Raw genomic sequence first — 25,716 nt, forward strand, 5'->3', positions numbered from 1 at the left:
GGGGCGGAGTGTGATCGAGTGTGACGTGCGAGTCGGGCGAACAAGGGAGACATGGGCTGTGATCAACGAGTGGTACGTCCTCATCGAGGAGGACACCATGATCGGTGAGAACGCCGACGGGGTGCATCTGAGGCTGCACCGGTGGATGCTCGTGGGCACGCACCGCATCGGCCAGGACCGGGCCGAGGCGGTCGCCATGGCCGAGGACGCCGCGCTGCGCTACATACCGCGGGTACTGGCCCGGCACGCCCGGCCCGGCGACGAGCCGGGCCGGGAGGCTTTCCTCGCCCAGGACGGCACCTGGGTCGTCCTGGTGCGACAGCGCCGGCGCGAGTGCCATTTCCGGGTGACCGCGGCCCGGCTGATGCACTCCCGTACGGAGGAGGAGGCGCGGGCGAAGAGCCTCAAGGAGAAGCTGCGCAGTGCGCTGGACGGTCCGGCTCCGCTGCCGCAGCCCTGGGCGCCCGGCCGGTAGGAGCCCTGGGTCAGTCAGCGCGCAAGTGCGGTCGAGCCCGTCCAGCCGGCCAGGAGATCGAGTGCCTGGCGCGCGGATGAGTCGGGCTCGGGGGAGTAGATGGTGATACGGAGCCCGGGGTCGGCGGCCAGATCGAGGGCCTCATAGGGCAGGGCCAGGTCCCCGACGAGCGGGTGGTGGAGTCGTTTCACGCCGGAGCGCTGGAACTTCACGTCGTGCCGGGCCCAGCGCCGGGCGAACTCGTCGCTCTTCGTGGACAGTTCGCCGATCAGCTCCATCAGCCCCCTGTCCTGCGGCGAGCGGCCGGTCTCGGTGCGCAGGAAGGCGACCGAGTCGTCGGCGGCCTTCTCCCACTCGGGCCAGAAATCGGCGGACCCAGGATCGAGGAAAACGAACCGCGCGGTGTTGACCGGGCCGCGCTGTGCGAACAACGGGGAATCGTAGACCGGGGCGTAGAGAGCCCGGCCGAGTGCGTTGGCGGCGAGGATGTCGTAGCGCCCGTTGCGGATGTAGGCCGGCAGGTCGGTCATCGCGTCGAGCATCCGCAGAACCACCGGTCGGATCCGCCCCGTCGCGGCGGTGGGCCGATGCCCGGACGCAGTGGCCGCGCGGGCCAGGTCGTAGAGGTAGGCCCGCTCGGCCTCGTCGAGCTGAAGCGCGCGGGACAAGGAGTCCAGCACCGAGTCCGAGGCGCCGCGCAGGTTCCCGCGCTCCAGGCGGATGTAGTAGTCGATGCTCATCCCGGCCAGCAGGGCCACCTCCTCCCGGCGCAACCCGGTCACCCGTCGATGGCCGCCGAAGACGGGCAGCCCCGCCCGCTGCGGCGTGAGGCGGGCGCGACGGGTGCTGAGGAACTTCCGCACCTCGTCGGTCCGCTCATGCCTCTCGCTGTCGCTCACCTCACCACCGTAGGTCGTGCGGCGCTGGGCTGGGAGGTACTGCCGTTACCCGGAAGAGAGGTCACTCCCACCCGCGCACGCATACGGGTTCCATGACAGGGACGCAGCAAGGCAGAGCGCCCTCACACCGGCCCTGCCGAGCACCCGGCGCGTCACCCCGCACGACCACATGGAAAGGCGTCACGGTGGACAACCCCTACACAACACACGCGGAACGTTTCGATCTGAGCGGAAAGCGCGCGCTCGTCACCGGCGGCACCAGAGGCATCGGGATGATGATCGCGCGTGGCCTTCTCCAGGCGGGCGTCCGCGTGGTCATCAGCTCACGCGACGCAGGAGCGTGCACTCGGGCGCAGGAAGAGCTGTCCGCGTTCGGTGAGGTGCGGGCCATCCCCGCCGACCTGTCCCGCCACGGTGAGTGCCGGCGGCTGTCCGATCTTGTCGCCGCCGACTCGGAGCGCCTCGACATCCTCGTCAACAACGCGGGCGCCATGTGGGACGAACCGCTGGCGACGTTCCCGGACGCGGCCTGGGACACGGTCGTCGACCTCAATCTGAAGGCACCGTTCTGGCTGGTCCAGGCGCTGCTGCCCGCTCTCCGCAGGGCGGGCACCGCCGACGATCCCGCGCGGATCATCAACATCGGCAGCATCGCCGCCATCCACATCCCCCAGCGGCCCAACTACTCGTACTCCAGCAGCAAGGCCGCACTGCACCAACTCACCAGAGTGCTCGCCAAGGAGCTGGGGCCGCAGCACGTCACCGTGAACGCCGTGGCTCCGGGACCTTTCCCGTCGACGATGATGGCCGCGACGCTCGATGAGTTCGGCGAGGCGATCGTGGCGTCGGCCCCACTGCGCCGGATCGGCCGCGACGACGACATGGCGGGTGTCGCCGTGTTCCTCGCGAGCCGGGCAGGCGCCTATGTGACGGGCGCCGTGATCCCCGTCGACGGTGGCATCGCCACAACCGCGTAGGCGGCCCGCCCCCTCCCGTGGTCGGCGCACTAGGCTCGGATCCCGTACGAGACGCCGCACCATCCCACGGGGGAACACATGACGATGCACCGTCCCGGCCAGCCCGGCGACCTGCCGGAGGCCGAACTGCTCTGGGCGCGCTGGGGACTTCTCGCGGTCCTGGAGGCGTCGGCCGAGGAGGAGGAGCTGGCCTTCGTGCACCGCACGGGCCACTGGATCGACGGCGGCGGCCTCCACCTCGACGACTGCGGCACCACGTGCTGGACGTTGGAGAGGCTGGGCCAGGGGCGCTTCGTGCTCTACGGGGAGGACGAGTCCAGCGGCGTCAAATGGCACAAGCCGTCCATCGACATGCTGGCCGGCGCACCGGACTGGCTCCCGCTCGACACACTCCGCCACCTGATCGACGGGTACGAGCTGGGCTGCGTGTACTGGTACGAGAACGGCGCCTGGGCACGTGCCCCGTACCCCGACAGCCTCGACGACGACGGCCTGGACTGCGGCATGAGCCGGTTCGTCGACCGCTCCGACGTGCTGGACGCCCTCGACCTCGGTCAGGACGCGCCGGTAGGCCCGGAGGAGATCCTGGACCACGCCGAACGCCGCGAGCTGACGCCGGGGCTCCTGGAGTCCCTGGTCGCGGGGTCCGAGTACGACCACTGGGAACTCCCCGTCATGCTGCGGGCGCTGCACGGCACGGGCCTGGCCGGCACGGGCGTTTCGGTGCCTGACGGAGCGTCAAGTACCCCTGTGGGAGGGTGAGTTGTGTTAGCCCGACGATCCACCGCATGGCTCCGGCTATTCGGCGGGCTGTTCGTCGGGCGAGCGTCGATCCTCGCGCGGTGGCGTGCCGGAGCCGCCGGCCAAGCCGTCGCCCATCAGCAGGGCGAAGACGAGGATGACGATCGAGGCGCCGAGCGCCGTGCCGGCCCATCCGGCCCGCTGAGTCCTCGCGGAGCCACAGGCCAGCGCCTCGTTCCTGTCCCTGAAGTCGCCGAGTACGTCGTCTCCCGAGGGTATGAGGACTGATCCGCAGGTCACGTTCGTGGTGGAGGTCGGGTAGCCGGCGTCGAGGCCCTGGACCGACTTCGACACGGGCAGGAGGGCGAGGGCGATCGCGGTCATAGCGGCGAGCAGGGCCAGGGTCGCTCCCGCTTTCACGACCGTGGGCAGCATGCCCAACGAGCCTGCTGTCGGCGGAGTGTCGTTCTCTGTGCCGGCCACTGTCGTCCCCCATGCATCCGCGCCGTTGACGGCGCAACGGTAGCCGGTGCTGCCGGTCGGCCTCCGCACGGGGCACGAAGCTGCCCGGGTCCCCTGCTCGGCGCCCCACGGCGCGTTCCGGGGTGACGTCTCCTGCGGTCTTCATGGCGGGATTTCGGCAGGTCTCAGGCGGGGCTTCGGTGACGTGCCGTCAAGCGCCCTGGGGGTCATGCCGCTGGTCTCCAGGACCGACCGCCCCCGCATTCGGCCGGTCCTGCTCCGTGAACCAGTGCCCGCGAACGGCATCCGTGGGCCGGGGCGCGCCGAGGAGGTCGCGGCCCCAGAGCGCCAGCGCTTCGACGACGCCCCGCAGCGCCAGGCCGGGCTCGGTGAGCGTGTACACCATCCCGCCGGCGGGCCGCTCCAGTGGGCGGCGCTCGACCAGGCCGTCGGCCTGCAGCTGTTTGAGGCGCGCGGCCAGGATGTCGGTGGAGACACCCGGCAGGTCCGCGTGCAGGTCGGTGTAGCGCCGCGGGCCGTTCAGCAGCTCACGGACGATCAGGAGGCTCCAGCGTTCCCCCACCGCGTCCAAGGCGCGAGCGACCGCGCAGTACTGGTCGTAACTCCGCTGTGGCATGGGGGCCAGCATAACCGAGGGTTGGACTTTCCAAGTTGGTACTTGGTAGAACAAAGCAATCACGGGTGCGGGCAAGGGCGACAGCTACGGTCGGGGAGGCCACAGATGGAGTTTCGGCAGTCCAGCAAGGTGAGGGACGTCTGCTACGAGATCCGCGGCCCGGTGGTCGACCAGGCCAACGCCCTTGAGGAGGCGGGGCACAGCGTGCTCAGGCTGAACACGGGCAACCCCGCGCCGTTCGGCTTCGAGGCGCCGGAGGAGATCGTCCAGGACATCATCCGCAACCTGCCCCGGGCCCATGGCTACAGCGATGCCCGCGGCATCCTCCCCGCCCGGCGCGCGGTGGTCCAGTACTACCAGCAGCGCGGCGTCGCGGGTGTGACGGTCGATGACGTCTACCTCGGCAACGGCGCGTCCGAGCTGATCCAGATGGCCGTGCAGGCCCTTGTCGACGACCGCGACGAAGTACTGGTCCCGGCCCCCGACTTCCCGCTGTGGACCGCCGTGGTCCGCCTCGCGGGCGGCCGGGCCGTGCACTACATGTGCGACGAGGAGGCGGACTGGTACCCCGACCTCGACGACATCGCCTCGAAGATCACGGACCGGACCAAGGCCATCGTCGTCATCAACCCCAACAACCCGACCGGCGCGGTCTATTCGAAGGAACTCCTCGAAGGCATCCTCGGACTCGCCCGCCGGCACGGGCTCATGGTGCTCGCCGACGAGATCTACGACAAGATCCTCTACGACGGCACCGAGCACCACTGCCTCGCCGCACTCGCCGAGGACGTGCTGACCCTCACCTTCAACGGCTTGTCCAAGTCCTACCGGGTGGCCGGGTTCCGCAGCGGCTGGCTGGTCGCCTCCGGGCCGAAGGAGCTGGCCAAGGACTACCTGGAAGGACTGACCACGCTGGCCGGGATGCGGCTGTGCCCGAACGTCCCGGGGCAGTACGCCATCCAGGCCGCGCTCGGCGGGCACCAGTCGATCCACGACCTCACGCTGCCCACCGGCAGGCTCACCGAGCAGCGCGACGTCGCCTGGCGGGCACTGAACGACATCCCGGGCGTGAGCTGCGTCAAACCCAAGGGCGCGCTGTACGCCTTCGCCCGGCTCGACCCGGCCGTGCACAAAATCGTCGACGACAAGCGCTTCGTGCTGGACCTGCTGCTGCGCGAGAAGATCCAGGTCGTCCAGGGCACCGGCTTCAACTGGCCCCGCCCCGACCACTTCCGCTTCGTCACCCTCCCGCGCTCGGACGACCTGGAGACCGCGATCAACCGCATCGGCCGCTTCCTCGCCACGTATCGGCAGTAGCCGGTAGCCGGGATTCGACGACCACCAGCTGATCGGAGTGCACGACATGGACCGCGCATGGCTCTTCTCGCTCATACCGCTGTGCATCGGAGCGGGCTTCCTCTGCGCCGGCGTCCACGGCCTCCGCCGCCTCGGCGCGCTGCGCCGCGACGGGCGTACCGCGGTGGGGCGCGTCGTGCGTCACGACACCAGGCGGGGTGACGAGGGAGCTGCGTACCATCACCCCGTCGTGGCGTGGACGACCCACGACGGCCGCGCGTGCACGTACCCCTCCGCGTTCGGCCGGAGCACGATCCTGCGCGGTTTCGGCGTCGGTCACTCTGTCACGGTCCTGTACGACGAGAGGAACCCGCGCCGGTTCGTGATCCATGGCTGGGATTCGAAGGCGTTCTACGTGCTGTTCACGGTCATGGGGGCGGTCCTGACTACCGGCACGACGGCGGTGGTGGTTGCCGTGCTGGTCGGGGTCTGACCGCTTCGACGCGGGTGAAGCTCTTCTCTGGCTCTCCCCATGTCCATGTTCTCCCCATGTCCCGGCTTGGCGCGCCTGCAGCGCCCGATGCTGTGCTAGCCGCCTGGCCGGGCTGGAGGGGCGGGCGGGACTCACGAGGAGATGGGGAGACGCACGGTGATAAGACGCGCAGCACGATGGGCCGTTGCCGGAGTGGCCGCGGTGACCTTAGCGGCGACCGCGCAGGCGGCGGCGCCGGCCTTCGCGGACCCGGCTCCGCAGCTGGATCTGAAGGTGCTCCTGATCGGGGACGGGCCGGCCGACCCGACCACGGTGGCGTGGCAGCACGCGCTGGACACCGAAGGCGTGGCGTACACGCTGGTGAACGCCACCGGGGACCTCGGCAGCGAGACGGTGTCGCTGCCGTCGCTGTCCAGCGGCACGCACGGCTATTACAACGGTGTGGTGTTCGCGGACTCGCCGGCCTGGTTCGGCGCCGGGCAGCTGACGGATCTGGACCGTTACGAGGCCGGCTTCGGGATACGGCAGGTGGACGGGTACGTGTATCCGTCGGCCTCGGTGGGCCTGACGGCCGGTGACTCCGGCGCGATGAGCGGCACCGCGCAGCTGACGGCCGCCGGTCTCGCCGGGCTGCCGGAGCTGAAGGGCCCGGTGCCGTTCGAGGCCGGATCCTACGGATACCCGGCCACGCCGGTCGCGGGCGCGCCCGTCACCCCGTGGCTGCAGGACGCGGCAGGCCGGACGCTGGCCGCCGTCTATCAGCACCCGGCCACCGACGCGCAGGCAGGCGTCGCCGAGCTGGCGCTGACCTTCAACTACAACTCCACCGAACTTCCCTGGCTGCTGCTCGCACCGGGATTGATCAACTGGGTTACTCAGAACACCCACTTGGGCCTGTACCGCAACTACTTCGGCCAGGACGTCGACGACCTGTTCATCGCCGACAACGAGTGGAGCAACAAGTACCAGTGCACCCCGGCGGCCACCGAGCCGAACGACGTGCTGTGCCCGCCGGGCGTGGGCGGCAATGCCGCAGACGCGCCGCCGGACACCCAGATGAGCGCCGCGGACGTGGACTACGTGGCCAACTGGCAGAAGCAGACCGGCATCAAGCTGGAGTTCGCGTTCAACGCCATCGGCGCGTGCACCGCGCCCACCGCGAGCGCGACGTCCGGCGCGAACTGCTCGGGCAGCACCACGGTGAACGGCACCACCTACACCGACCCGGGGCAGACGGTCGACGCCGACTATCCGAATGACGCCGCGTTCGTCAACGAAATGCTCAAGCAGCAGGGCCAGTTCAACTGGATCACGCACACCTGGTCCCACATGTTCCTGGGCTGCACCGTCGCGGCCCCGCAGCCCGCGAACGCGCCCACGGCGGGCACCGGCGGGTCCCTGAGTGCCGGCGGGTACAGCTACGAGATCACCGCCGCCACCGCCTACGGCGAGTCGGAACCCTCGACCCCGCAGCAGGTCACCGTCGCGGCGAACGGATCGGTCGCGCTGTCCTGGCCGGACGCGCCCAACGGGGGCGGCCCGAGCCTGGCGAAGCTGGAGTCGCAGTACTCCGGCGGCACCGGCTTCTGGGGCTACGACATCTACCGCGCGCCCGCCGGCTCCACCAGCTTCGGCCTGATCGGCCAGGTCAAGGAGGACCCGACCGGCGCGGCCACGGCCTACTCGTACACCGACACCGGCGCCACGAGCCCGGCCGGCGGCCCCGGCAGCACCGCCGACTACCCGACCGCGACCGACCCCGGCATCGGCTGCGCGAACGCCGCCGGCTGGGTGCCCGCGACCAGCGCCACGCCCGACTCCAGCATCGAGCAGGAGATCGGCCTGGACGACGCCTTCGCGGCCAACAACGGCCTCACCAACTTCAGCACGCACTCCGTCGTCACCGGCGAGCACTCCGGCCTGGAGAACCCCAACATCCCGCGGGCCTTCGCCGACACCGGAGTCACGGTCTTCGGCGCCGACGCCTCGCGCCAGCCGCAGTCGTACGCCATCACCGGCACCAGCGCGACCGGCGCCGCCAACACGGCTTCCTCCGCGCCCCGTTACCCCAGCAACATCTACTACAACGCGGCCAACTGGCCCGACGAGCTCAACGAGTACAACACCGCCTACGTCGCCGCCGGGTCCCCGGTCGGCGACAGCCAGTACCCCGGCGAGACCGGCAAGTGCGTCGGCACGCCGTCCACCACCTGCACCACCACCCCCGCGAGCGAGGCCACGGTGCTGGCCTCCGAGTCGCGGATCATGCTCGGCCACGTCCTGTCCGACGACCCGCGCATGAACTACGCCCACCAGGCCAACCTGGTCGGTCCGGCCACCAAGACCGTGAACGGCACCACCTCGGACTACGGCTACACCCTGCTGACCCTGCTGAGCAACATGCAGGCGCAGTACGCGAGTTGGTCGACGACACCTCTGGTCCAGATGACTGACGCCGGCCAGTCCCAGGTACTCGCCGAGTCCGCTGCGTGGACCGCCGCGAAGAACGCGGGCACGGTCACCGCCTCCGTGCAGAACGGCTCCGTCGTGATCGGCAACTCCGGCGGATCCGCGGTATCGGTGCCGGTCACCGTCCCGGACGGCAGCACCCTGAACGGCGCCGCCTTCGGCGAGTCGTACGGCGGTACACGGTCGGCGTGGACCCCGGTGGGCGCCGGGTCCACGATCACCATCACCGTCCCGTCGTCGGGCGGCCCCGTCGGTACCGCACCGGCCGTCACCGGCCCGACCTCCGCGTCGGCCGTCACCGGCACCGCCTTCACCGCCACCATCACCACCACCGGCGCCCCGGCCCCCGCCCTGACGGAGTCCGGGAACCTGCCGGCCGGGGTCACCTTCAAGGACAACGGCGACGGCACGGCAACGGTCTCCGGCACACCGGCGGCCGGGAGCGGCGGCAGCTATCCGCTGACCATCACCGCCACCAACAGCGCGGGCAAGGCCACCGGCCCGTTGACGATCACCGTCAGCCAGCCCCCAGCCATCACCAGCAAGGCGAGCGCCACCGCCCGGCTGCTGACCCCCTTCACCTTCAACGTCACCACCACGGGCGTCCCGAAGGCGGTCCTCAGCGAATCCGGCGCCCTGCCCCTCGGGTTCAGGTTCACCCCCACGAGCAACGGCACCGCCACCATCACCGGCACCGCCCTGCTCCCGGGCATCTACCACCTGACCCTCACCGCCAAGAACAGTGCGGGCACCACCACACAGCCCTTCACCCTCACCTTGACGCTGTGAGCGCCTGACCCTGTGAGGGCGCGTGACACGCTCCGCGCGCACCTCGCTGACATACCTGCCAAGTCGAGATCCGAAGAAGGGAGCCCCCGCTCGCTGAGCCCGAGCGGGGGCGGCCCGGTGGCTTTCCGGGCGGACCGGGCGGCCGTGCCATGCGGGTGGAAATCGGCCACGCGTGCGCCCCGCTTCTGGCTACCGAGCCCCGCTCGGCGGGATGTTGGGCGCATGAACCGTGTTCGCGTCGCTGCGACCGTCCTTCTGCTCACGCTCCTTCTGTGCACCGCCCCACCCGCCCTCTCGGCGCAGGCCACCGCGCCGGCCGATGCGGGCGCCACGGAGCGCATCGCCCCGGGGATCGAGTACCGGGCGTTCGACCTGCCCACTCCGCACGGACCGATCCGCATCCATCTGCTGACCGTCCACCTCCAGCACCCCGGTGTGCGGGCCGGCCTCCTGTATCCCGGTGCTGTCGCCGACCGGGCACCCGTCTCCGTCATGGCCGACCGTCAGGGGGCCGCCGCCGCGGTCAACGGGGACTTCTTCAACATCACCGAGGGTCAGCACCCCGGCGTCCCCGCCACGGGAGCGGCCTCGGGAGCCGCCGTGCTCGACGGCCGCGCACTGAAGGCGGCGGTCCCCGAAGGCCAGCGCTTCGGCGGCGCGCTGCCCCCGGGCGACAGCGGTGAAGACGTCGTCGGTGTCGGTGTCGACGGCAGGGCCCGCACCGCACGGCTCACCCTGCGAGGCCACCTCCGCACCCCGCACGCGACCCTGCCCGTGCGCGGCCTCAACCAGTACGCCCTCCCCGAAGGGGCGATCGGCCTGTTCACCCACCAGTGGGGGAGTACGTCACGCGCCCGCGCCGTCTGCGGCACCGACCGCGACCGGGCAGCCCCCTGCACCCACGACACCTTCGAGTTGACGATCCGTCAGGGACGCGTCCAGCGCACCAGCACAAGCCCCGGCAGCGGGCCGATCCCGCCCGGAACCATCGTCGCCCTGGGCCGTGAGGGCGGCGCACAGGCCCTGCGCTCCCTCGCCGCGGGCACCCGGGTCGACGTCGGCTACCGCCTCGCGTCCACCAGCCAGGTGCCGTTCACCTTCGCCCTGGGCGCCTACCGCGTGCTCGGACACGGCCGGCCACTGCCCGGCCTGGACGCCACAACTGCCGCACCCCGCACCGCTGTCGGTCTCGCCGGCCACGGCCACGTGATGCGGCTGGTCGCCACCGACGGACGGGAATCGACGGCGACCGGCCTCACCCTCGCCGAACTCGCCCGTCTCCTGCGCTCCCTCGACTGCGACGAGGGTGTCTACGTCGACGGAGGAGCGTCCACGACGCTCGTCACCCGCGACCCCGCCACCGGGCGCGCGGTCGTACGCAACACCCTCGACCAGGGCCAGGAACGCCGGGTACCCAACGGCATCGCCCTCTTCAGCCCCTGACCGCTGAAGTCACCGACGTCCTTGCACGGCGATGCGTGGTTCAACGGGGCCGGGAAAAGAGTGCGGCCCGGGTGCGCGATGGTTCCCGCACCCGGGCCGTGTCCCGTTGCCGCTGTGTACCGGCAATGAGGCCGGGGGCCGTCAGCCGCCGCTCTTGCGGCGGAACGACTTCTGGCTCGACGCCGGGCCGTGCGCGCCACGGACCTTCGACGTGGCGGAGTCCGAGCCGTGGGCACCGGCATCCGCCTGGGTGCCGCGCTTGCGCGCCAGCGCCTCGCGGAACTGACGCTTCAGGTCGTACTGACCGTCGGCGTCCGGAGCGATGGCGGTGCCTTCGGGCTCGGCCGGCCCGGACGTCGGGGCAGCGCCCTCGGGCTCCGTCGGCTCCGAACCTTCTTGTGAGGCGTTCTCTGCGGTCATGGGGACCTCCTGGGTTCGGGGAGTGCAACGTGCAGCTTGTCATGCCGGACGCTGTTCGCGGCACCGGCTTTCAAGCAGCCCCCGCCAGGCGGTTCCGCCGTCGCGGCGGAACCCGCCGAGACCTTGGGCGGGCGAGCCCCCGACGTACGGATGCAGATGCCTCCCTCGAACGGGCCGAGCGCTCCGGGCGCCTCCATACGCGGCGCTGATGGCTGCCATCGGATCCACCTGTTGGACGGATGGATCAAGCGGCCGGAGGATGGGGGCATGACGACGACGAAGACCGCGCGAGAACTTGCCGAGGCCTACTTCACCGCCTGGGAGACGGGCGACTTCGAGACCCTGAGGGCCCTCCTGGCCCGGGACATCGACTTCGTCGGACCGCTCGGCACGGCTTCCGGCGTGGAGGAGGCGCTCGCCGGGCTGAAGGGGCTGGGCCGTGTGCTGGAGAAGATCGACGTGAGGGCGCGGGTGGCGGAGGACCCTGACGTGATCACCTGGTTCGACCTCTACACGAGCGTCGCGCCGCCGACGCCCACGGCGAACTGGATGCACACGGAGGACGGGCACATCACCCGGATCCGGGTGGCCTTCGACCCGCGTGAGCTCGTCGCGGGATTCGAGCGGAGCGCCTGACCGGCGGCGTCGGCAGGGCGACCCCGGATCCGCTCAGCCCCCGTGCGCGGTGAGGACGTACCCCTCGGGACCCTCGAAGGAGAACTTCGGGCCGAAGGGGCTTTCCGCCAGGGGCTCGACGATCTTGATGCCTGCGGCAACGAGCTGGTCGTGCAGCCCCTGAGCGTCGGGGGTCGGGAACCAGAGGACCATGCCGAGACCCGGCCGGCTCGTGTCGTCGAGGTCGACACCCGGGAGCAGGGCGCGGATGGCGAACGTCGGCCGGGTGTCGAACACGACCGCGTGCGGGGGTGAGACCTCGGCTCGCCGCAGCCCCAGGTGCTGTTCGCAGAAGGCCGCCGCAGCCTCCACGTCACGGACCTGCAGGGCGATGAAGTCGGGACCGTCGATGGCGACAGGCATGGGTTTCCTCACGTTTCGCGGTTTTGATGTCAGGACTTTGACATAGAGCCTAGGCTGCGGCTTCACCTATGTCAAAATGCTGACATGAACGAGAGCCTGGAAGGCCTGCCGACCGAACCGCGCCGCCCGGCGGACGACGACGTCACCCACCACGTGGGATACCTGCTCAAACGGGCCCAGGCCGCGCTGCGCGGCGCGATGGACAAGGTCCTGCGCGAGCACGGGCTGACCGTGCCGCAGTACTCCACCCTCGAACTCCTGGCTCAGAACCCCGGCATGTCGAACGCCGAACTCGCGCGCGCGACCTTCGTCACCCGGCAGTCCGGGAACGTCGTCCTGCGGGGCCTGCAGGACGCGGGGCTGATCATCCGCCCCGCCACCGCCGACCACGGACGGGCCCTCCCCGCACGCCTCACCGAGGAGGGGCGGACACGTCTTGCCGCGGTCCAGGCCGCCGTCTACGCCATCGAACACCGCATGGTCGAGTCCATCCCGCCCCGGCGACTCGCGGCGCTCCTCGCCGATCTCGACCGGATCGCGACAACCCTGGAAGCCTGACGCGGCGAGCCCGCCCCGAAGGACCGGCCGCCGGACAACTCGCCGCCGGCTCAGTGGACGGCGCCGAGCGTCCTTCCCGTACTGAGCGCGGCGCTGAGCTGCGCCGACTGGTTCCGGGCCGCCTTCACGGCGAGGGTCGTCCCGGTGGCATCCGCGCGCACCTGGCCCGTCACGGTGATCCGGGTGACCGCTCGGCTTCCGGCGGCGAGGAGGTACGGGGTGCCCGAGGGGGCGTTCCAGCGGGTGTCGGCGAGGATGTGCTGGTTGAAGCGGCTGCAGTAGGAGCTGTCGCGGGCGTCGGCGATCAGGGTGCCGGGCTCCCGAACCGGCGTCGCGGGCGGCTGGAACCGTACGAAGGCCCGGCCCGGCCCGTTCCAGGTGTCGGCCCTGGAACACAGCCACTCGGCCTGACCCGCGCCCTCGGGCAACTGCTGCTCCGCGAACACCCAGTTGTTCACCGCCCGTACGCCGCTCCCCGCGGCGGATCGCAACGTGCAGGCCGTGTGGGCCCAGCTCACCAGCGCCGCCGTGCTCGTGGCTTCGCGGGGCTGGCGGGCCGGAGCGCCGCTGCCGGGCGGTGGGGTGTAGGTGAGGTGGACAGGGGACAGGGCGCCCAGATCGGTGAGCAGAAACGCGTGCTTCTCGGCGATGCGCTCGGACGAACGCAGCTGCAGCGCGGGCCAGTTGGAGCAGGGTCCGCTGAGGCCGGGGCGCGCCACGGCGTCGCTGACACCGTCGTCACCGATGTGGAGCGGGCGGGCCGGGGTGTCGGGTGCGAGCAGGTCGCGGGTGGTCGATTCGGCGACCCAGGGGGCGAGCAGGAAGCGCGTCCGGTTCGCGGTCCGGCTGAGGGCGAGGGCGGCCCCTGTCGTGACATCGGAGTTGTCGGCGCGGGACAAGGTCAGCTCGGCGGCCCCGCCCGCCGTCTCCGCGTAGCGCACGACCCGCCCGCCGTCGTACAGCAGGACGATGTCGGTGTCGTCCACCCGCCCCGCGTACAGGAGTTGGGGCGCAGCGGATGCGGGCCCGGTGGCGGTCCGCGGTGCGGCCGACACGTGGACACCCGGTCCCGGTCGTGCCCAGGCCGCCAGCGCGCGGCCCAGCAGCGCGGTGTCGCCGGTGAGGCTGCCGCGGGCGGGCCAGACCGTGAAGTCGATGCGTGAGCTCGACTGCCAGGCGGCGGCCGGGGCGCGCACCAGCGACGCGGGGTCGGTCGGCGCGGCCGCCGCGGCGGAACGCCCGGCGGGATCGGGCGCCGCCGGGTCCTTGCCGCTCTGGCCCACGGTCAGCATGAGCGCCACCAGCAGGGCGGCGACCGCGCCCCAGCGCCGCCAATGGCGACGGCGCAGCAGATCCGTGGGCCGCGCCTGCACGGTGCACGGGTCGAACTCGACGGAGTCGAGCAGCGCCCCCGCCCTCGTCCCGTCGTGCGGGCCGAGTTCCTCCGCAGCGCGCAGCGCGTCCTGCGGATCCCGGACCCCGGCCGCCGCCAGGAGCTCCGCGGCGGCGTCGGGCGCGTACCCCTCCAGATGCCGCAGCACGAACGCAGCGCGGACCTCGGCGGGTACGGTCGCCAGCTGCTGCTCCAGGGCGAGTTCGTCAGCGCCGCCGATCCGGGGCGTCAGCCGCAGCCCCCAGACCGCGGGCAGCGCCGGACGCAGGGCCCTGCGCCAGCGGGCGGCCCCGGGCTCGTAGGAGAGGGCTGCGCCGATCACGCGCCGCAGGATCCAGCCGAGTACCGGAGCCCGGTCACCGTGCTGCGCCGGTACCCGGCCGGGTTTGATCGGCCCCGGCCGGGCGGGCAGCGCACCCTGCACCACGCCGTGCGCGGCGAGCACGCGCCCGTGCCGGCCGAGCCGAGGGGGGAGGATGAGGTAGGCCAGCCGGACGAGCCTGGGGTAGTGCTCGACAAGCGTCGCCTCCGCCTGGCCGAGTCCGGGCACCGGACCGGCGGGACGGGGATGACGCTCGCGTTGGGGAGCTGGCATGGTGGGGCACCTTCTCCGGGGCGGTCGTTGGTTCGATGCCCTACAAACGAGCGAATCGGATGACAGTCACATCGCGTGTGGTGCAGGGGGCGCGCGAGTGCGTCCGGGGCGCCTTTCGCGCCCCGCGCATCCTTCCTGGGCGCTCGCTCGTTTCCCCTGCCATGAAAGAGTGCGCTCATCCGATCAAAGGCCCACGCCTGACGAAGCGTTGTGCCGTCCCGTCGACGGACACGGACACGGACAGGGACGCGGACGCGGAGACCCGGCGGCATGAGGGCCTGCCGCTCACGGAGACGCGGGCGCCGCGCGTGCCGACCGGTACGGAGGCGAGCTTCAACCGGTGGTGCACGGTGCTGTTCTGACAGCCGTGTGAGCGGCGACGTCTGCTCGGGCGTCGCGGTCGAGGACGCCGGCCACGGCCAAGCGTCCCAGCGGACCCGCCGTCGCCCCGGGCCGGGCGGCCCGCTGCACCTCGCCCGATGCGGGCCCGGCCGGGCATCCGTACCGGCACGTCGGCGGCGTCCTGCGCCCCCATCGCGACGGCGCCGGATTCACTCGAACAGCGTCCAGGAGGGGCGCCGGCCCCGCGGGGGTGGTGCTGTGGAGTGCTCTCCCCTGTAGGAGGACTGCCATGTACGAGATGCATGTCGGCACGGCCGTTTCCGGCACCCGCCGGGTGTGGCACGTCGTCGCCCACGACCAGCGGGCCACCCTGTGCGGTCAACCCGTCGACCCCGCCGAGGACACCCAGACCGACCACCACTGCCTGCCCTGCATGACGGCCTTCCAGCGCCTCATGCAAACGGTCGAGCCCGCCTGACGCGCCTGGGCGCACGGCCGGCCTTTCGTCAGTCGGCATCCGGTCGGTCGGAGCCGTGGCGCCCTGCGAGGTGTGCGGCGGGGAAGAGCGAGAGGACCGTCGTCCCCTCGTGGACGCGGAACGTGGCGGAGTCCCTGGCCGCCAGGGCGTCCTCCAGACGGGGGCGGTACAGCGGGTGCAGTCGTGCGAGTGCGTCCTCCACGTCCGTCCACTCGGCGGCGCTGGACTCCGCTGTCGGGCCGGGCTCTCCCGACACGGCCGTCGCGATGAAGATGCCCGCGAGGATGCCCCGGCTCACATGCTGGTAGACCCCCACCAGGCCGTGGACTTCGACGTGAACCCCGGTCTCCTCGTACGTCTCGCGCACCGCGGCATCATGGAAGGCCTCCCCGGGGTCCACCAACCCGCCGGGCAGCTCCCAGCGTTCCGGGGAGCGGCGGCGGCCCACGAGAACCTGCCCCAGGTCGTTGAACGCGACACACGTGGCCCCGAGGACGTACGAACGTGACGTCCGGGCGTGCGCGGGCGCCTGCCGGTCAGCCACGTTCCTGCCCCTTGCGAAACACCAGAAGGTACCGCCAGAAAAGAAGCCGTCGGATGTGGCTGCCCGGCAGGAACTCGGCGCTGCCCGCGCGGACCTCTGCCAGCGACATCAGCGGGGCCATCACCGGAGCGGTGGCCCGATCGGCAGCAGGAGCGGAAGAAGCGGAAGAAGCGGAAGAAGCGGAAGAAGCGGAGAAGCGCGGCCTTGCAGGGCCGGCCGGGTCGGCGCGTCTGCCCTGCCACTTCTCCCGGGCGTAAATGACCGCGCGCCAGGCGGCGTTGACCGGAACGGCCAGCAGACCCGTTGCGTGGTCTCGTACCGTCGTCGCCCGGTAGCAGCCGAGGATGACCAGCACACCGTCCTCGGTCAGCGCCGCGCGCAGCTTCCGTACCGTCTCGAAGGGGACGTGGTGAATGCTGGCCAGGCAGGCGATGTAGTCGTAGCTCCCCGGCGGCAGTCGCAGATGGCCGATGTCCACCTGCTCGAAGGAGACGCGCGCAGAGGAATCGAGCGTGGACGTCTGCTCGCGTGCGGCCGTGATGACGTCCCTGTCCGCGTCGATGGCATGCACGTCGATGCCTCGACGGGCCAGCGTCCGCGCGAACTCCCCCGTCCCGCAGCCCACATCGAGCGCAGTGCGGCACGCCGGGGGGAGTTCGCGCAGTAAGAGGCGATGGTAATGATTGTTGTGGTTGAACGGCACGCCGTCATCATGGCACGGGTTCATCCGCCGAATCGGGCAGCGATGGCCGGGTTCCACGGCGCGAGAGGGGACCCGGCCTGCGGTGCAGGACGGCGACGGCCAGCCATCCGGCGCCGAGCAGCTGCCCGGTGAGCACATCGACGCCGAAGTGCACACCGAGCAGGACCCTGCTCCACGAGACGAGTTCGGCGCACAACCCCGTCAGTGCGAGGATCAGCGCCGACACCGCCGGCGGAGTCCGGGAGCCGACGTAGAGCGCGGCCAGCAGGAAGCCGGTCGTCACGCCGACCGCGTGGCCGCTGGGAAAGCTGAATCCGGCGGCCTGCACCGAGGCGCAGGGCAGGGAAGGGCGCGGCCGTTCGGCCCACCCCTTGACCAGGTCGCAGCTCACCGTGGCGGCGTACGGCACGACCAGGAGGACGACCGCGGCCGTGACGTTCCGCCGGATCAGCGCGAAGCACGCCGATCCGGCGGCGACGAGGGTCACGGGCCACGGGTTGCCCCACGAGGTGAGGACCTCCAGCCAACGGACGAGGGACGTACGGCCGGCCGTCCAGGAGCACAGCGCCCCGCTCAGCCGCTGGTCCCACCCGAACGTGACGAGAACGAGCAGCAGACCGGCATGGGCCGCCGTCCACCACCCGAACCACATCGGCCACCCGGGCGGGCCCCCGGCGAGGGGTCGGATCACGCGGGGCTTGCGGTGCTCGCGATGTGGTCGAGGAGGCCGCGGGGGGTGCGGATGGTGCGCAGCGTGCTGTCCTCTATCCGACAGCCGAACTCGTCCTCGACACGGCTCATGATTTCGATCTGGTTGAGCGAGTCGATGTCCAGATCACCGAAGCTGACGTCGAGTTGGCCGGGGGAGAAGGCGTTCCCGGTGATCTCCTCCATCAGCGGTGCGAGGACGGCGATGAACTCCTGCTCGGTCATGGGAGTGGTCCCTTCCGTAATGGTTGTTCCCGTGATGGCTGTTCGTCGGTTCTGGTCGCGAGGTCGCGGCGCCGGTAGCGGGCCCGCCAGTGCATGCGGGTGCCGGTCAGGCCCCAGACCGCGCCGGCGAATACGGCGAGTACCGCCGCGTCGGCGAGGGCCCGGACACCGTCGGGGCTGGTAAGGGAGTGGCGCAGGCTGTCGGCCGCGTAGACCGCGGGATTGAGGTGGCCGATCTGGACGAGCACGCCGGGGAGCATGTCCGGCGGGACGGCTACCGGGCCCGCGGCCATCATCAGGAGCGTGCTGGCCAGGCTCAGCGAGGAGGCCTGCTCGATGGTTCCCGATCTGCTGCCGATGAACGCCCCGAGTCCGGCCGAGGGAAGCAGGGCGAACAGGAGGCACAGGGGAGCCAGCGGTGAGACGGTGAGCCGCACGTCGAGCAGGGCCGAGCCGAGCAACAGGGTGACCGCCACGGCGGGCACCGAGAGGATCGAGAAGGCCGCGAGCGTGGCCAGGATGAGTGCTTCGCGTCGTACGGGCAGGGCGGCGTAGTACTCGAAGGCGCCGTTGCCGCGCATGAACGCGAAGTTGCTGGCGATCCGGTTCTGCGTCTCGAAGAGGATGGCCATGGTGACGCTGCCGGTCAGCACGTACTCGGTCGCCGCAGGACCGGAACTCCTGGCGAACAGGCCCAGCGCCGCGATACTGACCAGCGGGGCGAGCATGCCCGTGAGCACCATCTGGGGCCATGACCAGCGCCAGTTCGTGAGCTGGATCCGGAACAGGTCCCAGACCTGTCCCGCGAAGCCCAGCCCGAGCCTTTCGTCACGCGTAGCTGACATAGACGTCTTCCAGGGTCGCGGTGTGCAGGGTGAACGCGGGGAAGACGGTGAGATCCACGTCCTTGGTGAGGCTGGGGAGGTCGGCGGAGTCGACCAGCGCGACGACCTTGCCGCGATGCTCGGACTGCACGCGCACGTAGTCAGGCAGACCGTGCCTCTGCGTGTCGCCGAGGGTGATCGACAGGCGTATCTGCGATCGCAGCAGGGAGGACTTCAGCTCCGCGGGAGCGCCGAGCGCGACGAGACGGCCCTCCTTGAGGATGCCGACGCGCTCGATCACCTGCTCCGCCTCGACGGCGTTGTGCGTGATGAGGATGATCGTGCGACCGTCACGCTGGTTGAGCTCCCGGAACAACTGCCACATCTGGCGGCGCCGCGACGGGTCCAGCTCGTTGGTGGGCTCGTCGAGGATGAGCACGGGCGGCGCTCCGACCAGCGTCACCGCGATCTGCAGCAGACGCCGTTCTCCCCCGGAGAGCTGACGGGCCACCTTGCCGGCCAGATGTGTCAGGTCGAGGAGCTCCAGCATGGTGTCGCGCTCACGGCGCGCCGCCTTCGCGGAGACACCGCGCAGATGCGCACTGAAATACAGGGCCTCCTTGACCGTCAGGGAGTTGAGGGCGAAAGCGGACTGCGGCATGTAGCCGACCGTGGAGGCCGTGAAGCGAGGGTGGGTGAAGACGTCGCGCCCCAGCAGCCGCACCGTCCCCCGATCCGGGCGGACCAGCCCGGTCATCTGCTTGACCAAGGTCGTCTTCCCGGCGCCGTTGCTGCCGAGCAGCCCGAAGAACTCGCCTTGCCGGATGCGGAAGGAGATGTCCGCGTTGGCCGGCCCGGCCGTCCCGCCGAACCGCTTGCACAGGCCCTCGACCTCGTACGCGTACGGCGGGCTGTCCGGGGCGTCGCGCGGTGTGGTGTGCGGCACGGTCATGCACCCCGCGTCGCGTGACGCCAGATGCGGCGGACCACGGCCGCCGCACCCGTGATGTCCTCGGGGGGAGGTACGAGGGGTGCCGCGGGCCCGAAGTGGCGGTAGAAGCCGCTCATGGCCGGGTCGCTGGGAAGATAGCCGTGCGAGGCGGACGCCACGCGCTCCGTCGGCGTCGCGTCGTCGTACTGGAACTCGATGTGCGGGCCGCAGCTCACCGTGAGGCGGCCGAGGCGCGCGCTGCCCACCGGCAGCTTCAGCTGTTCCTGGTCGGACGGGGTGAGGACCCGGACGGACGGGTCGAGCGCGCGCAGGGCACGGTCGAGGCCCGCTCTCTCGGCCGGCGCGAGCGGTGAATCGGCGTACAGATAGGCGCTGTTGCTGTCGCCCTGGAACACCATGCGGTCTGCGAGGCCGAGGTCCCCGAGCAGATGGTTGGGGCGCAGGTGGGTCTCGACGTAGTCGATGCCGTGGTCGGAGAAGAGCAGGAAGTCCGCACTCCCGCCGACGGCCCCGGCGAGCCGTGTCACGCACGCGTCGATCCTGGCGTACACGTCGAGGATCTGCTGCCACGCCCGCATCCGCTCGTCGGCGCCGCCTCGGACCGCGTGCCAGTACAGGAACTCCTGGGCGTGATCGGCCTGGTTGAAGCGTACGAACAGCACGTCGGGGTCGTGTTGCTCCAGGACGTCGAGCGCGGCCTGTTCCACCCACTCGGCGCGCGGCGACTCGTGGAAGGCGTGGTGCGGATTGGCGGTGTAGTCGACGTGCAGGGACGCGGGCCCCTGGCCGGAGCGCGTCGACAGGTCGATCCCGCCGAATCCCAGGGTGAGCACGGCGGTTCCCAGGCCCACCTCGATCCGGCCGGCCGTCACCCGGCGGCAGGTCAGCGCCACGGAGACGGAACCGGAAGGCACGGGGATGTCCAGCCGGGTGGGGCGGGAGCCGTCGACCGTGATGCCGGGCCGGCTGTCGTTGCCGATGCCGATGGCGGCTCTGGTCCCGCCGTCGCCGGCGAGGACGCTCCGCACGGTGATCGTCCCCGTGCGTTCGTCGAGCCGGAGGCACAACGCGATGCCGTGGCCGAGGTAGGAGAGCGTCACCCTTCCCACGGCCACTCCGTCGGCCGGGGGCGCCAGCGGGACGGACAGGTCGCGGGCTGGGGCGTACAGGCAGTAACAGGCGGGGAACGCCTGCCGGGCGGTGCGCGAGAAGGTCTGGGGGAAGTGGACCGCGGCCGCCGTCGCGCCCTGCCGAGCGAACCAGTCGAGCAGGCCGGGAGCCGTCAGAGAGCTCGCCTCATAGGGGTGGAACGAGGCGAGCGGGTCGTCCGCGCGGCGCCGGATGTCCGCGACGGCCTCCCGCTCCCAGAACCGGTTCCCCACGATGCCGTGCCCCCGCGGATGAGTGCCGGTGAGGAAGGACGCGTGCGAAGGCGCCGTCGACGAGGGGTAGATGCTGCGCAGTTCGTGCACGCCGCTCCCCGGCAGGCCGGGCAGCACCCGGCCCAGATCGAAGAAGTCGTGCTCGCGGACGATCGTGGGCAGACCACCGTCGACACAGATGACGACCAGACGACGACGCCCCCTCATGAGCTCGGCCACCGGGTGCCCGCGGGATTCCGGTCCGTCGGCGGCGACAGGACGCCGGACGCGTTGTGCTGGTGGAGCAGCCACGCGCCCCCGGGATGGGCCGGGCGGTACTGCCAGTGGGTGATCCCGGCGTGTGCCGTCAGCAGCTCGACCCTGCCCGCCCCGCCGCACAGGAGCTCGTTGACGGCGTCGAAGAAGCCGCTGTGGGTGACCAGCACGATCCGCTGGTCCTGCGCGGCCCGATGGCAGAGCTCGCTCATGCAGGTGGCGACGCGGGTCATGAAGGCATGCCACGACTCGGCGCCCGGGGGCGGCGGATGGAGCCGGTCCTCCCGCGGGTTGGGCAGACGTTCACCGTCGAGCGAGGCCCACACGATCTCGTTGAGCCGGGGGTCCTCCCGCACGGCGAGGCCGGTGTGCTCCGCGACGATGTCCGCGGTCAGCCGCGCGCGGGGCAGCACACTGGTCCGGATCTCGGTCGGGCGCCGCTCCGCCAGCCAATGAGCGGCGGCGCGGGCCTGGCGGCGTCCGGCACCGGTCAGGAGAGTGCCGTGCGGATCGTGCTGTCCCGCACGGTCCTCGGCGTGACGCAGTAGGTAGAGGTCCATGTCACTCCAGTGAGGCGGGGACACTGGTGTGCCAGTTCCACGCGGTACGGACGATGTGGTCGAGGTCGTGTTCCGCACGCCAACCGAACCGGCTCAGCGCCAGCCCGGGGTCGGCCCAGGACAGGCCCGGGTCTCCGGGGCGGCGCGGCGCCACGGACGTCGGGGTCTCCTTTCCGGAGACGGCGTCGAGGGCGTCGATCAGTTCGCGCACGCTGACGGGCCGGCCACGGCCCAGGTTCACCGGCCCGCACCGGCGGGCGTCCCGCAGGCCCTCCAGCACCCGCACGTGGGCCCGCGCCAGGTCCTCGACATGGACGTAGTCGCGCAGCGCCGTTCCGTCGCTCGTCGGGTAGTCGTCGCCGAAGATCCGCAGGGTGGGGCCGAGACCCAGAGTGGCCCGTACGGCCACGGGCAGGAGCTGGGTGGCGAGAGGTCCCGCGCGCTCCCCGAGCGACGCGTCGTCGGCGGCGCCCACCGCGTTGAAGTACCGCAGATTCGCGTAGCGCATCCCGGTGGTCCCCGCGTAGGAGGCGATCATGCGCTCGGACAGATACTTCGTCTCTCCGTACGGACTCTCCGGCCGCACGGGCGCCGTCTCGTCCACCGGGCAGATCTGCGGGGTTCCGTACACGGCGCAGGACGACGAGAAGACGAACCTCTCCACACCCGTACGCGCGCACAGGGCGAGCACGTTCTGCGTCCCCGTGACGTTGACGGCGAAGTACGCGCTGATGTCACGCAGCGACTCCTCGGAGGATTTCAGGGCCGCGAAGTGGATCACGGCCTCGGGGCGGAACTCCGTGAAGAGCGGAGTCATGCTCGCGATGTCGCGGATGTCCGCCACCAGCAGCCGGCCACCCCGGACGGCTTCGCGGCGGCCCGTGCTGAGGTTGTCGACGACCACGACGTCGTGGCCGGCCGCCAGGAGGCGCCGCACGGTGAAGGAGCCCACATATCCGGCGCCGCCCGTCACGAGGACTCTCATCGCGCATCGCCTCCGTCGAGGTCCGCCGTCGTGGCGGCACGGAGTTCCCGGCCGACGGCGAACGCCTCGGCCGCCTCCACACCCACCTGTGTGCCCCGGTAGGCGGCCAGGGTCCGCACGGCCGTCAGGGACCGTGGGTGCGGCGCGTCGTAGACCTCGTAGGGGTAGGCCGCGAGGGCGCGGCACTTGGCTTCGACGTGCCCGGTGACGTCGTAGAACACGGTGGGAACGAACGGCGCCACCAGGCCCGTCTGCTGCTCCGTCGACGACAGCACCTCGAAGTGCAGTACCTGCCGGACGGAACCGGAACCGAGGATCCGGGTGCCGTACCCCACCGCCTGGGCGACGCTGCGGTGGTCCGCGTGGATGTCACCGGGGTGGTGCGTGAAGACGACCTCGGCCGCCGCCTCACGCACGACCCGGCCGACGGCGTCGACGACCTGCCGTTGCGGAAGGTCGGCCAGCAGGCGCCCGTCGGCGGCCAGACCGCCGAACGACACCTCGCTCGCGCCGAGTTCCTTGGCAGCCGCCCGGCAGCGTTCCCGTGCCTCCTGCATCGTGACGCCCGAGTGCCGCAGGGAGACGCCCTCGGCGAGGACGTGGATCCGTACGTCGGCGCCCTGCCGGCTCAACGCCGACACCGTGGCACCGGCACCGAGGACCTCGTCGTCCGGGTGCGCGGCGAGAACGAGAACCTTCACGCCTCCTCCGGAGCGGGCCCTCGTCCGCCCGGGGTGCCGGCGGCGGGTGCCGGTTCACGCCCCGGCCGGATCAGGGCACCCATGGCGTAGAGGCGACGCGCCAGGACACCGGGATCCCCATCGGTCAGTTTGAGCAGCAGGCGGGGATCGCCGGCCTCGGCCGCGGCGCGGACGGCGTCGTAGGCGTCGCTGCCCAGCTCCATGATGTGCGACGTACGCGGTACGAAGACGAAGCCGCCCTCCGCCTCCCCGCGCAGCCGCACGTCGTCCCACGCGACCTCGTCGAGGACCGGCTCCGGGCCGAACCGGTCGAGGACCAGGAGGTCGAGACGGTGCACCAGGTACTCCACGCGTCGAACCGCACGGTGACCACCGCGGATCGACTCGGCTGCGGCGGCACCGAGGGTCCGGGCGAACGCGCGGTCGCCCACGAGCCGTTGCATCGCCTGCCGCAGGTCCTCGTCGTCGACGGCCAGCAGACCGTGCCGCTCGTCCTCCACGAACTCCGGGATGCCGCCCTGGGCCGAGGCGATGACCGGACGGCCCGCGGCCATGGCCTCCTTCAGTGCCAGCGGGCCCGTCTCGGGAACCGTACTGGCGAGGACCACGGCGTCACTGGCGGCGATGACGGGGGCCACGTCGTCGAGGTGCCCGACGAACCGGACCCGGTCGGCGACACCCCGCTCGACGGCCTGGTCGCGCAGGTCCGTCTCCAGCGGTCCGTCCCCGGCGATCACCAGCAGCGGCGTCGGCGCCCCCTGCGGCAGTTCGATGTCGGCAAAGGCGTCGATCACCCGGTCGACACCCTTCTCCCATGCCAGCCGGGACAGCACAAGGAACACGAACTGCCCCTCGTCCGCGCCGAGTTCACGGCGCGCGGCGTTCCGGTCCGCGGCGTCCAGCGCCGAAAGCAGCTGTTCGCCCACGCCACTGGTGAGCAGCTCGACCTGCCCGTCCACCAGGACGCCGGCGTCCATCAAGGGCTCGAACTGCCGCTTGCGCTGCTCACGCGATGTGGCGAACACGAGGTCCACACCGCTGAACAGCCCCCGTACCTCGTCGGTGGTTCCCAGCGGGAAGGCCGAGTGACGGAAGAGGACGACAGCGGCATCGTGCGCACCGAGCGACCGCGCCCGGTGCACGGCGGCGGCGTCCGCCCGGCCGGTCACACAGACGATACGAGGGCGACGGCGCCGCAGCGCCTCCTGTACGGCCTCGACCGCGCCGCCCTCGGCGAAGACCGGCACACCCACGCTCAGGACGCCGTCGGCCCGGCACTGCCGCAGCATGGCCCCGCCGTCCTCCGCGAGGACGGTGACCGAGTGGCCCGACCGCGCAAGACCGACCGCCATGTCGTGCATGTAGCGGTGTTTGCCGCCCCAGACCTGATCGGAGACAGTAAGGACGATCTCCATTAGTTCCGAACACCCCTCCCGAAGATTCCCGGGCACGAGCCGGGGATGGTCCACAGAGCACTGAACGCGCGCAGGGCCGCCACACGGGCATGGCCGACACCGCCGAGCACCGCGTACGTCATTCCGCTGGCCCGTGCTTCGCGCAGACACTCCTCGATGAGCACCGTCGCGAGCGACAGGTCCCGGCCACGTGCCTCGGGCACGAGGGCGATCGTCGAGAGCATCCCGAGCCGCGCGGTGTCGTAGGCGAGGAAGCCGAGCAGCCGGTCCTTCGGCGGCAGCTCCTTGTCGCGGTCGACCACGATGACGGACGAGATCGGATCCCGCGAGAACGACCGGTGGATCTCACTCGCCCAGCCGCCGCCGAAGGTCTCCCTGAGCCAGTCGACGATCAGCAGTTGCTCGCCGGCTTCCGGACGGCGCACCCACAGGTCCCGGCCGTTGACGGTCAGGGAGACCGGAGTCGAGCTCGGTTGCCACGTCCGGAAGTCGATGAAGAGATCCGCCCATTCCAGGCTCTTGTCATCCCGGGCCACCGCGCTCGTGAGCCGAGTGGAATCGGGGATCCACCACGACGCCTGCCGCAGCTCCGGCGGGAACCGGTCCGCGTGTTCACCGATCTCCAGCAGCGCGTAGGCGTATCCGAGCCACTGGAGTCGCTCCAGCGCCAGATGGATGAGGAGCCAGTGCACCTGGGCGCGGTCCGCCGGCGCGACCGCGGCCGTCAGCTCACAGCCGCCGACCGTGCCGGGGCCCTGACGGTTGATGCCGCACCGGCCCAGAAGTGCCCCGCTCCGGCGCAGTTCCACGAAGGACTCCGCCCGGGGCCCCACGGCCGCCTCGAACCGGGGGAGAGCGGGAGCCGGATCCTGTACACCCGGAGCGGCGGCCGGCGCGTCGAGCAGAGGGTGGGACGGACCCATGTCGTACAGCCGGATCAATGCTTCCCTGGCCATG

Annotated in this window: 27 protein-coding genes and 1 pseudogene; 10 read left to right on the forward strand and 18 right to left on the reverse strand. The window is 71.3% G+C overall.

Annotated elements, in window-relative coordinates; all coding sequences use genetic code 11:
* Positions 1-58: 58 nt before the first annotated feature.
* Positions 59-475 carry a hypothetical protein gene (locus OOJ98_RS28980; RefSeq protein WP_267058007.1) on the forward strand — a complete coding sequence of 139 codons (417 nt, stop codon included), beginning with the start codon at positions 59-61 and terminating at the stop codon, positions 473-475.
* Positions 476-489: 14 nt separating this feature from the next.
* Here OOJ98_RS28980 and OOJ98_RS28985 read toward each other — a convergent pair whose 3' ends face one another.
* A complete protein-coding gene (locus OOJ98_RS28985; RefSeq protein WP_267058008.1) occupies positions 490-1,374 on the reverse strand; it encodes a helix-turn-helix transcriptional regulator in 885 nt (294 codons plus the stop codon).
* A 185-nt stretch (positions 1,375-1,559) separates the two neighbouring features.
* Here OOJ98_RS28985 and OOJ98_RS28990 point away from each other — a divergent pair, with 185 nt between their 5' ends.
* Both OOJ98_RS28990 and OOJ98_RS28995 read left to right on the forward strand, forming a co-directional pair.
* Entirely contained in the window at positions 1,560-2,351 is a 792-nt protein-coding gene (locus OOJ98_RS28990) for an SDR family oxidoreductase (RefSeq protein ID WP_267058009.1), read from the forward strand.
* Between the two features lie 78 nt (positions 2,352-2,429).
* The gene (locus OOJ98_RS28995; protein WP_267058010.1) at positions 2,430-3,113 is read left to right on the forward strand and encodes a hypothetical protein; all 684 of its coding nucleotides are present in this window, start codon (positions 2,430-2,432) and stop codon (positions 3,111-3,113) included.
* Positions 3,114-3,149: 36 nt separating this feature from the next.
* Here OOJ98_RS28995 and OOJ98_RS29000 read toward each other — a convergent pair whose 3' ends face one another.
* The gene (locus tag OOJ98_RS29000) at positions 3,150-3,527 is read right to left on the reverse strand and encodes a hypothetical protein (protein ID WP_267058011.1); all 378 of its coding nucleotides are present in this window, start codon (positions 3,525-3,527) and stop codon (positions 3,150-3,152) included.
* A 310-nt stretch (positions 3,528-3,837) separates the two neighbouring features.
* A pseudogene (locus OOJ98_RS29005) lies at positions 3,838-4,191 on the reverse strand (winged helix-turn-helix transcriptional regulator); the annotation flags it as partial.
* 105 nt (positions 4,192-4,296) lie between these two features.
* On the opposite strand from OOJ98_RS29005, the gene OOJ98_RS29010 reads away from it, so the two are divergent.
* The 4 genes from OOJ98_RS29010 (at position 4,297) to OOJ98_RS29025 (ending at position 10,681) form a co-directional block, all read left to right on the forward strand.
* Positions 4,297-5,508, forward strand: a complete 1,212-nt coding sequence (locus tag OOJ98_RS29010) for a pyridoxal phosphate-dependent aminotransferase (RefSeq protein ID WP_267058012.1) — start codon at positions 4,297-4,299, stop codon at positions 5,506-5,508.
* 46 nt (positions 5,509-5,554) lie between these two features.
* On the forward strand, positions 5,555-5,980 hold the full coding sequence (locus OOJ98_RS29015; protein WP_267058013.1) for a DUF3592 domain-containing protein: 426 nt from the start codon (positions 5,555-5,557) through the stop codon (positions 5,978-5,980).
* Between the two features lie 201 nt (positions 5,981-6,181).
* The gene (locus tag OOJ98_RS29020) at positions 6,182-9,238 is read left to right on the forward strand and encodes a putative Ig domain-containing protein (RefSeq protein WP_267058014.1); all 3,057 of its coding nucleotides are present in this window, start codon (positions 6,182-6,184) and stop codon (positions 9,236-9,238) included.
* A gap of 222 nt (positions 9,239-9,460) precedes the next feature.
* Positions 9,461-10,681: a phosphodiester glycosidase family protein gene (locus OOJ98_RS29025; RefSeq protein WP_267058015.1), complete on the forward strand. Its 1,221-nt coding sequence runs from the start codon at positions 9,461-9,463 to the stop codon at positions 10,679-10,681.
* A 141-nt stretch (positions 10,682-10,822) separates the two neighbouring features.
* On the opposite strand, the gene OOJ98_RS29030 is transcribed toward OOJ98_RS29025, so the two are convergent.
* Entirely contained in the window at positions 10,823-11,101 is a 279-nt protein-coding gene (locus OOJ98_RS29030) for a DUF5302 domain-containing protein (RefSeq protein ID WP_267058016.1), read from the reverse strand.
* A 267-nt stretch (positions 11,102-11,368) separates the two neighbouring features.
* Between OOJ98_RS29030 and OOJ98_RS29035 the strand changes: the two genes are divergently transcribed.
* Positions 11,369-11,737: a nuclear transport factor 2 family protein gene (locus tag OOJ98_RS29035; RefSeq protein ID WP_267058017.1), complete on the forward strand. Its 369-nt coding sequence runs from the start codon at positions 11,369-11,371 to the stop codon at positions 11,735-11,737.
* A 33-nt stretch (positions 11,738-11,770) separates the two neighbouring features.
* On the opposite strand, the gene OOJ98_RS29040 is transcribed toward OOJ98_RS29035, so the two are convergent.
* Positions 11,771-12,139: a glyoxalase/bleomycin resistance/extradiol dioxygenase family protein gene (locus OOJ98_RS29040; protein ID WP_267058018.1), complete on the reverse strand. Its 369-nt coding sequence runs from the start codon at positions 12,137-12,139 to the stop codon at positions 11,771-11,773.
* 84 nt (positions 12,140-12,223) lie between these two features.
* Here OOJ98_RS29040 and OOJ98_RS29045 point away from each other — a divergent pair, with 84 nt between their 5' ends.
* Positions 12,224-12,697 (forward strand): MarR family winged helix-turn-helix transcriptional regulator, encoded by a 474-nt coding sequence (locus tag OOJ98_RS29045; RefSeq protein WP_267058019.1) that lies wholly within the window; start codon positions 12,224-12,226, stop codon positions 12,695-12,697.
* A 50-nt stretch (positions 12,698-12,747) separates the two neighbouring features.
* On the opposite strand, the gene OOJ98_RS29050 is transcribed toward OOJ98_RS29045, so the two are convergent.
* Positions 12,748-14,685 (reverse strand): hypothetical protein, encoded by a 1,938-nt coding sequence (locus OOJ98_RS29050; RefSeq protein ID WP_267058020.1) that lies wholly within the window; start codon positions 14,683-14,685, stop codon positions 12,748-12,750.
* A gap of 631 nt (positions 14,686-15,316) precedes the next feature.
* Here OOJ98_RS29050 and OOJ98_RS29055 point away from each other — a divergent pair.
* On the forward strand, positions 15,317-15,505 hold the full coding sequence (locus OOJ98_RS29055) for a hypothetical protein (protein WP_267058021.1): 189 nt from the start codon (positions 15,317-15,319) through the stop codon (positions 15,503-15,505).
* Positions 15,506-15,533: 28 nt separating this feature from the next.
* Here the strand turns inward: OOJ98_RS29055 and OOJ98_RS29060 are convergent, their stop codons facing one another.
* From OOJ98_RS29060 to OOJ98_RS29115, 12 genes are read right to left on the reverse strand one after another with little or no spacing between them, the layout of a single operon-like run.
* Entirely contained in the window at positions 15,534-16,049 is a 516-nt protein-coding gene (locus tag OOJ98_RS29060) for an NUDIX hydrolase (RefSeq protein ID WP_267058022.1), read from the reverse strand.
* Positions 16,042-16,752: a bifunctional 2-polyprenyl-6-hydroxyphenol methylase/3-demethylubiquinol 3-O-methyltransferase UbiG gene (locus OOJ98_RS29065; RefSeq protein ID WP_267058023.1), complete on the reverse strand. Its 711-nt coding sequence runs from the start codon at positions 16,750-16,752 to the stop codon at positions 16,042-16,044. The genes OOJ98_RS29060 and OOJ98_RS29065 overlap by 8 nt, the downstream gene beginning before the upstream one ends.
* Before the next feature lie 7 nt (positions 16,753-16,759).
* A complete protein-coding gene (locus tag OOJ98_RS29070; RefSeq protein ID WP_267058024.1) occupies positions 16,760-17,443 on the reverse strand; it encodes a phosphatase PAP2 family protein in 684 nt (227 codons plus the stop codon).
* On the reverse strand, positions 17,440-17,685 hold the full coding sequence (locus tag OOJ98_RS29075) for an acyl carrier protein (protein ID WP_267058025.1): 246 nt from the start codon (positions 17,683-17,685) through the stop codon (positions 17,440-17,442). The genes OOJ98_RS29070 and OOJ98_RS29075 overlap by 4 nt, the downstream gene beginning before the upstream one ends.
* On the reverse strand, positions 17,682-18,530 hold the full coding sequence (locus tag OOJ98_RS29080) for an ABC transporter permease (RefSeq protein ID WP_267058026.1): 849 nt from the start codon (positions 18,528-18,530) through the stop codon (positions 17,682-17,684). Before OOJ98_RS29080 ends, OOJ98_RS29075 begins: the two co-directional genes overlap by 4 nt.
* Positions 18,514-19,461: an ABC transporter ATP-binding protein gene (locus OOJ98_RS29085; protein WP_267058027.1), complete on the reverse strand. Its 948-nt coding sequence runs from the start codon at positions 19,459-19,461 to the stop codon at positions 18,514-18,516. Before OOJ98_RS29085 ends, OOJ98_RS29080 begins: the two co-directional genes overlap by 17 nt.
* Positions 19,458-21,050: an alkaline phosphatase family protein gene (locus OOJ98_RS29090; protein WP_267058028.1), complete on the reverse strand. Its 1,593-nt coding sequence runs from the start codon at positions 21,048-21,050 to the stop codon at positions 19,458-19,460. Before OOJ98_RS29090 ends, OOJ98_RS29085 begins: the two co-directional genes overlap by 4 nt.
* A complete protein-coding gene (locus OOJ98_RS29095; RefSeq protein ID WP_267058029.1) occupies positions 21,047-21,658 on the reverse strand; it encodes a histidine phosphatase family protein in 612 nt (203 codons plus the stop codon). The genes OOJ98_RS29090 and OOJ98_RS29095 overlap by 4 nt, the downstream gene beginning before the upstream one ends.
* Position 21,659: 1 nt before the next feature.
* The gene (galE, locus tag OOJ98_RS29100) at positions 21,660-22,643 is read right to left on the reverse strand and encodes a UDP-glucose 4-epimerase GalE (protein ID WP_267058030.1); all 984 of its coding nucleotides are present in this window, start codon (positions 22,641-22,643) and stop codon (positions 21,660-21,662) included.
* On the reverse strand, positions 22,640-23,344 hold the full coding sequence (locus tag OOJ98_RS29105) for a PIG-L deacetylase family protein (protein ID WP_267058031.1): 705 nt from the start codon (positions 23,342-23,344) through the stop codon (positions 22,640-22,642). Before OOJ98_RS29105 ends, galE begins: the two co-directional genes overlap by 4 nt.
* Complete coding sequence (locus OOJ98_RS29110; RefSeq protein WP_267058032.1) at positions 23,341-24,759, reverse strand: glycosyltransferase family 4 protein; 1,419 nt, start codon at positions 24,757-24,759, stop codon at positions 23,341-23,343. The genes OOJ98_RS29105 and OOJ98_RS29110 overlap by 4 nt, the downstream gene beginning before the upstream one ends.
* On the reverse strand, positions 24,759-25,715 hold the full coding sequence (locus OOJ98_RS29115; RefSeq protein ID WP_267058033.1) for a GNAT family N-acetyltransferase: 957 nt from the start codon (positions 25,713-25,715) through the stop codon (positions 24,759-24,761). The genes OOJ98_RS29110 and OOJ98_RS29115 overlap by 1 nt, the downstream gene beginning before the upstream one ends.
* Position 25,716: the final 1 nt, after the last annotated feature.

The sequence above is a fragment of the Streptomyces sp. NBC_00083 genome, assembly GCF_026343295.1.
Lineage (GTDB): Bacteria > Actinomycetota > Actinomycetes > Streptomycetales > Streptomycetaceae > Streptomyces.

Excerpts from the sequence above, each read along its gene's own strand:
- OOJ98_RS29055 (WP_267058021.1), top strand. The coding sequence starts at position 15,317 with ATGTACGAGATGCATGTCGGCACGGCCGTTTCCGGCACCCGCCGGGTG.
- OOJ98_RS29095 (WP_267058029.1), bottom strand. The coding sequence starts at position 21,658 with ATGGACCTCTACCTACTGCGTCACGCCGAGGACCGTGCGGGACAGCAC.
- OOJ98_RS29030 (WP_267058016.1), bottom strand. The coding sequence starts at position 11,101 with ATGACCGCAGAGAACGCCTCACAAGAAGGTTCGGAGCCGACGGAGCCC.
- OOJ98_RS29010 (WP_267058012.1), top strand. The coding sequence starts at position 4,297 with ATGGAGTTTCGGCAGTCCAGCAAGGTGAGGGACGTCTGCTACGAGATC.
- OOJ98_RS29015 (WP_267058013.1), top strand. The coding sequence starts at position 5,555 with ATGGACCGCGCATGGCTCTTCTCGCTCATACCGCTGTGCATCGGAGCG.
- OOJ98_RS29090 (WP_267058028.1), bottom strand. The coding sequence starts at position 21,050 with ATGAGGGGGCGTCGTCGTCTGGTCGTCATCTGTGTCGACGGTGGTCTG.
- OOJ98_RS29025 (WP_267058015.1), top strand. The coding sequence starts at position 9,461 with ATGAACCGTGTTCGCGTCGCTGCGACCGTCCTTCTGCTCACGCTCCTT.
- OOJ98_RS29080 (WP_267058026.1), bottom strand. The coding sequence starts at position 18,530 with ATGTCAGCTACGCGTGACGAAAGGCTCGGGCTGGGCTTCGCGGGACAG.
- OOJ98_RS29115 (WP_267058033.1), bottom strand. The coding sequence starts at position 25,715 with ATGGCCAGGGAAGCATTGATCCGGCTGTACGACATGGGTCCGTCCCAC.
- OOJ98_RS29050 (WP_267058020.1), bottom strand. The coding sequence starts at position 14,685 with ATGCCAGCTCCCCAACGCGAGCGTCATCCCCGTCCCGCCGGTCCGGTG.
- OOJ98_RS29075 (WP_267058025.1), bottom strand. The coding sequence starts at position 17,685 with ATGACCGAGCAGGAGTTCATCGCCGTCCTCGCACCGCTGATGGAGGAG.
- OOJ98_RS29000 (WP_267058011.1), bottom strand. The coding sequence starts at position 3,527 with ATGCTGCCCACGGTCGTGAAAGCGGGAGCGACCCTGGCCCTGCTCGCC.
- OOJ98_RS29040 (WP_267058018.1), bottom strand. The coding sequence starts at position 12,139 with ATGCCTGTCGCCATCGACGGTCCCGACTTCATCGCCCTGCAGGTCCGT.
- OOJ98_RS29035 (WP_267058017.1), top strand. The coding sequence starts at position 11,369 with ATGACGACGACGAAGACCGCGCGAGAACTTGCCGAGGCCTACTTCACC.
- OOJ98_RS29085 (WP_267058027.1), bottom strand. The coding sequence starts at position 19,461 with ATGACCGTGCCGCACACCACACCGCGCGACGCCCCGGACAGCCCGCCG.
- galE (WP_267058030.1), bottom strand. The coding sequence starts at position 22,643 with ATGAGAGTCCTCGTGACGGGCGGCGCCGGATATGTGGGCTCCTTCACC.
- OOJ98_RS29045 (WP_267058019.1), top strand. The coding sequence starts at position 12,224 with ATGAACGAGAGCCTGGAAGGCCTGCCGACCGAACCGCGCCGCCCGGCG.
- OOJ98_RS29110 (WP_267058032.1), bottom strand. The coding sequence starts at position 24,759 with ATGGAGATCGTCCTTACTGTCTCCGATCAGGTCTGGGGCGGCAAACAC.
- OOJ98_RS28995 (WP_267058010.1), top strand. The coding sequence starts at position 2,430 with ATGACGATGCACCGTCCCGGCCAGCCCGGCGACCTGCCGGAGGCCGAA.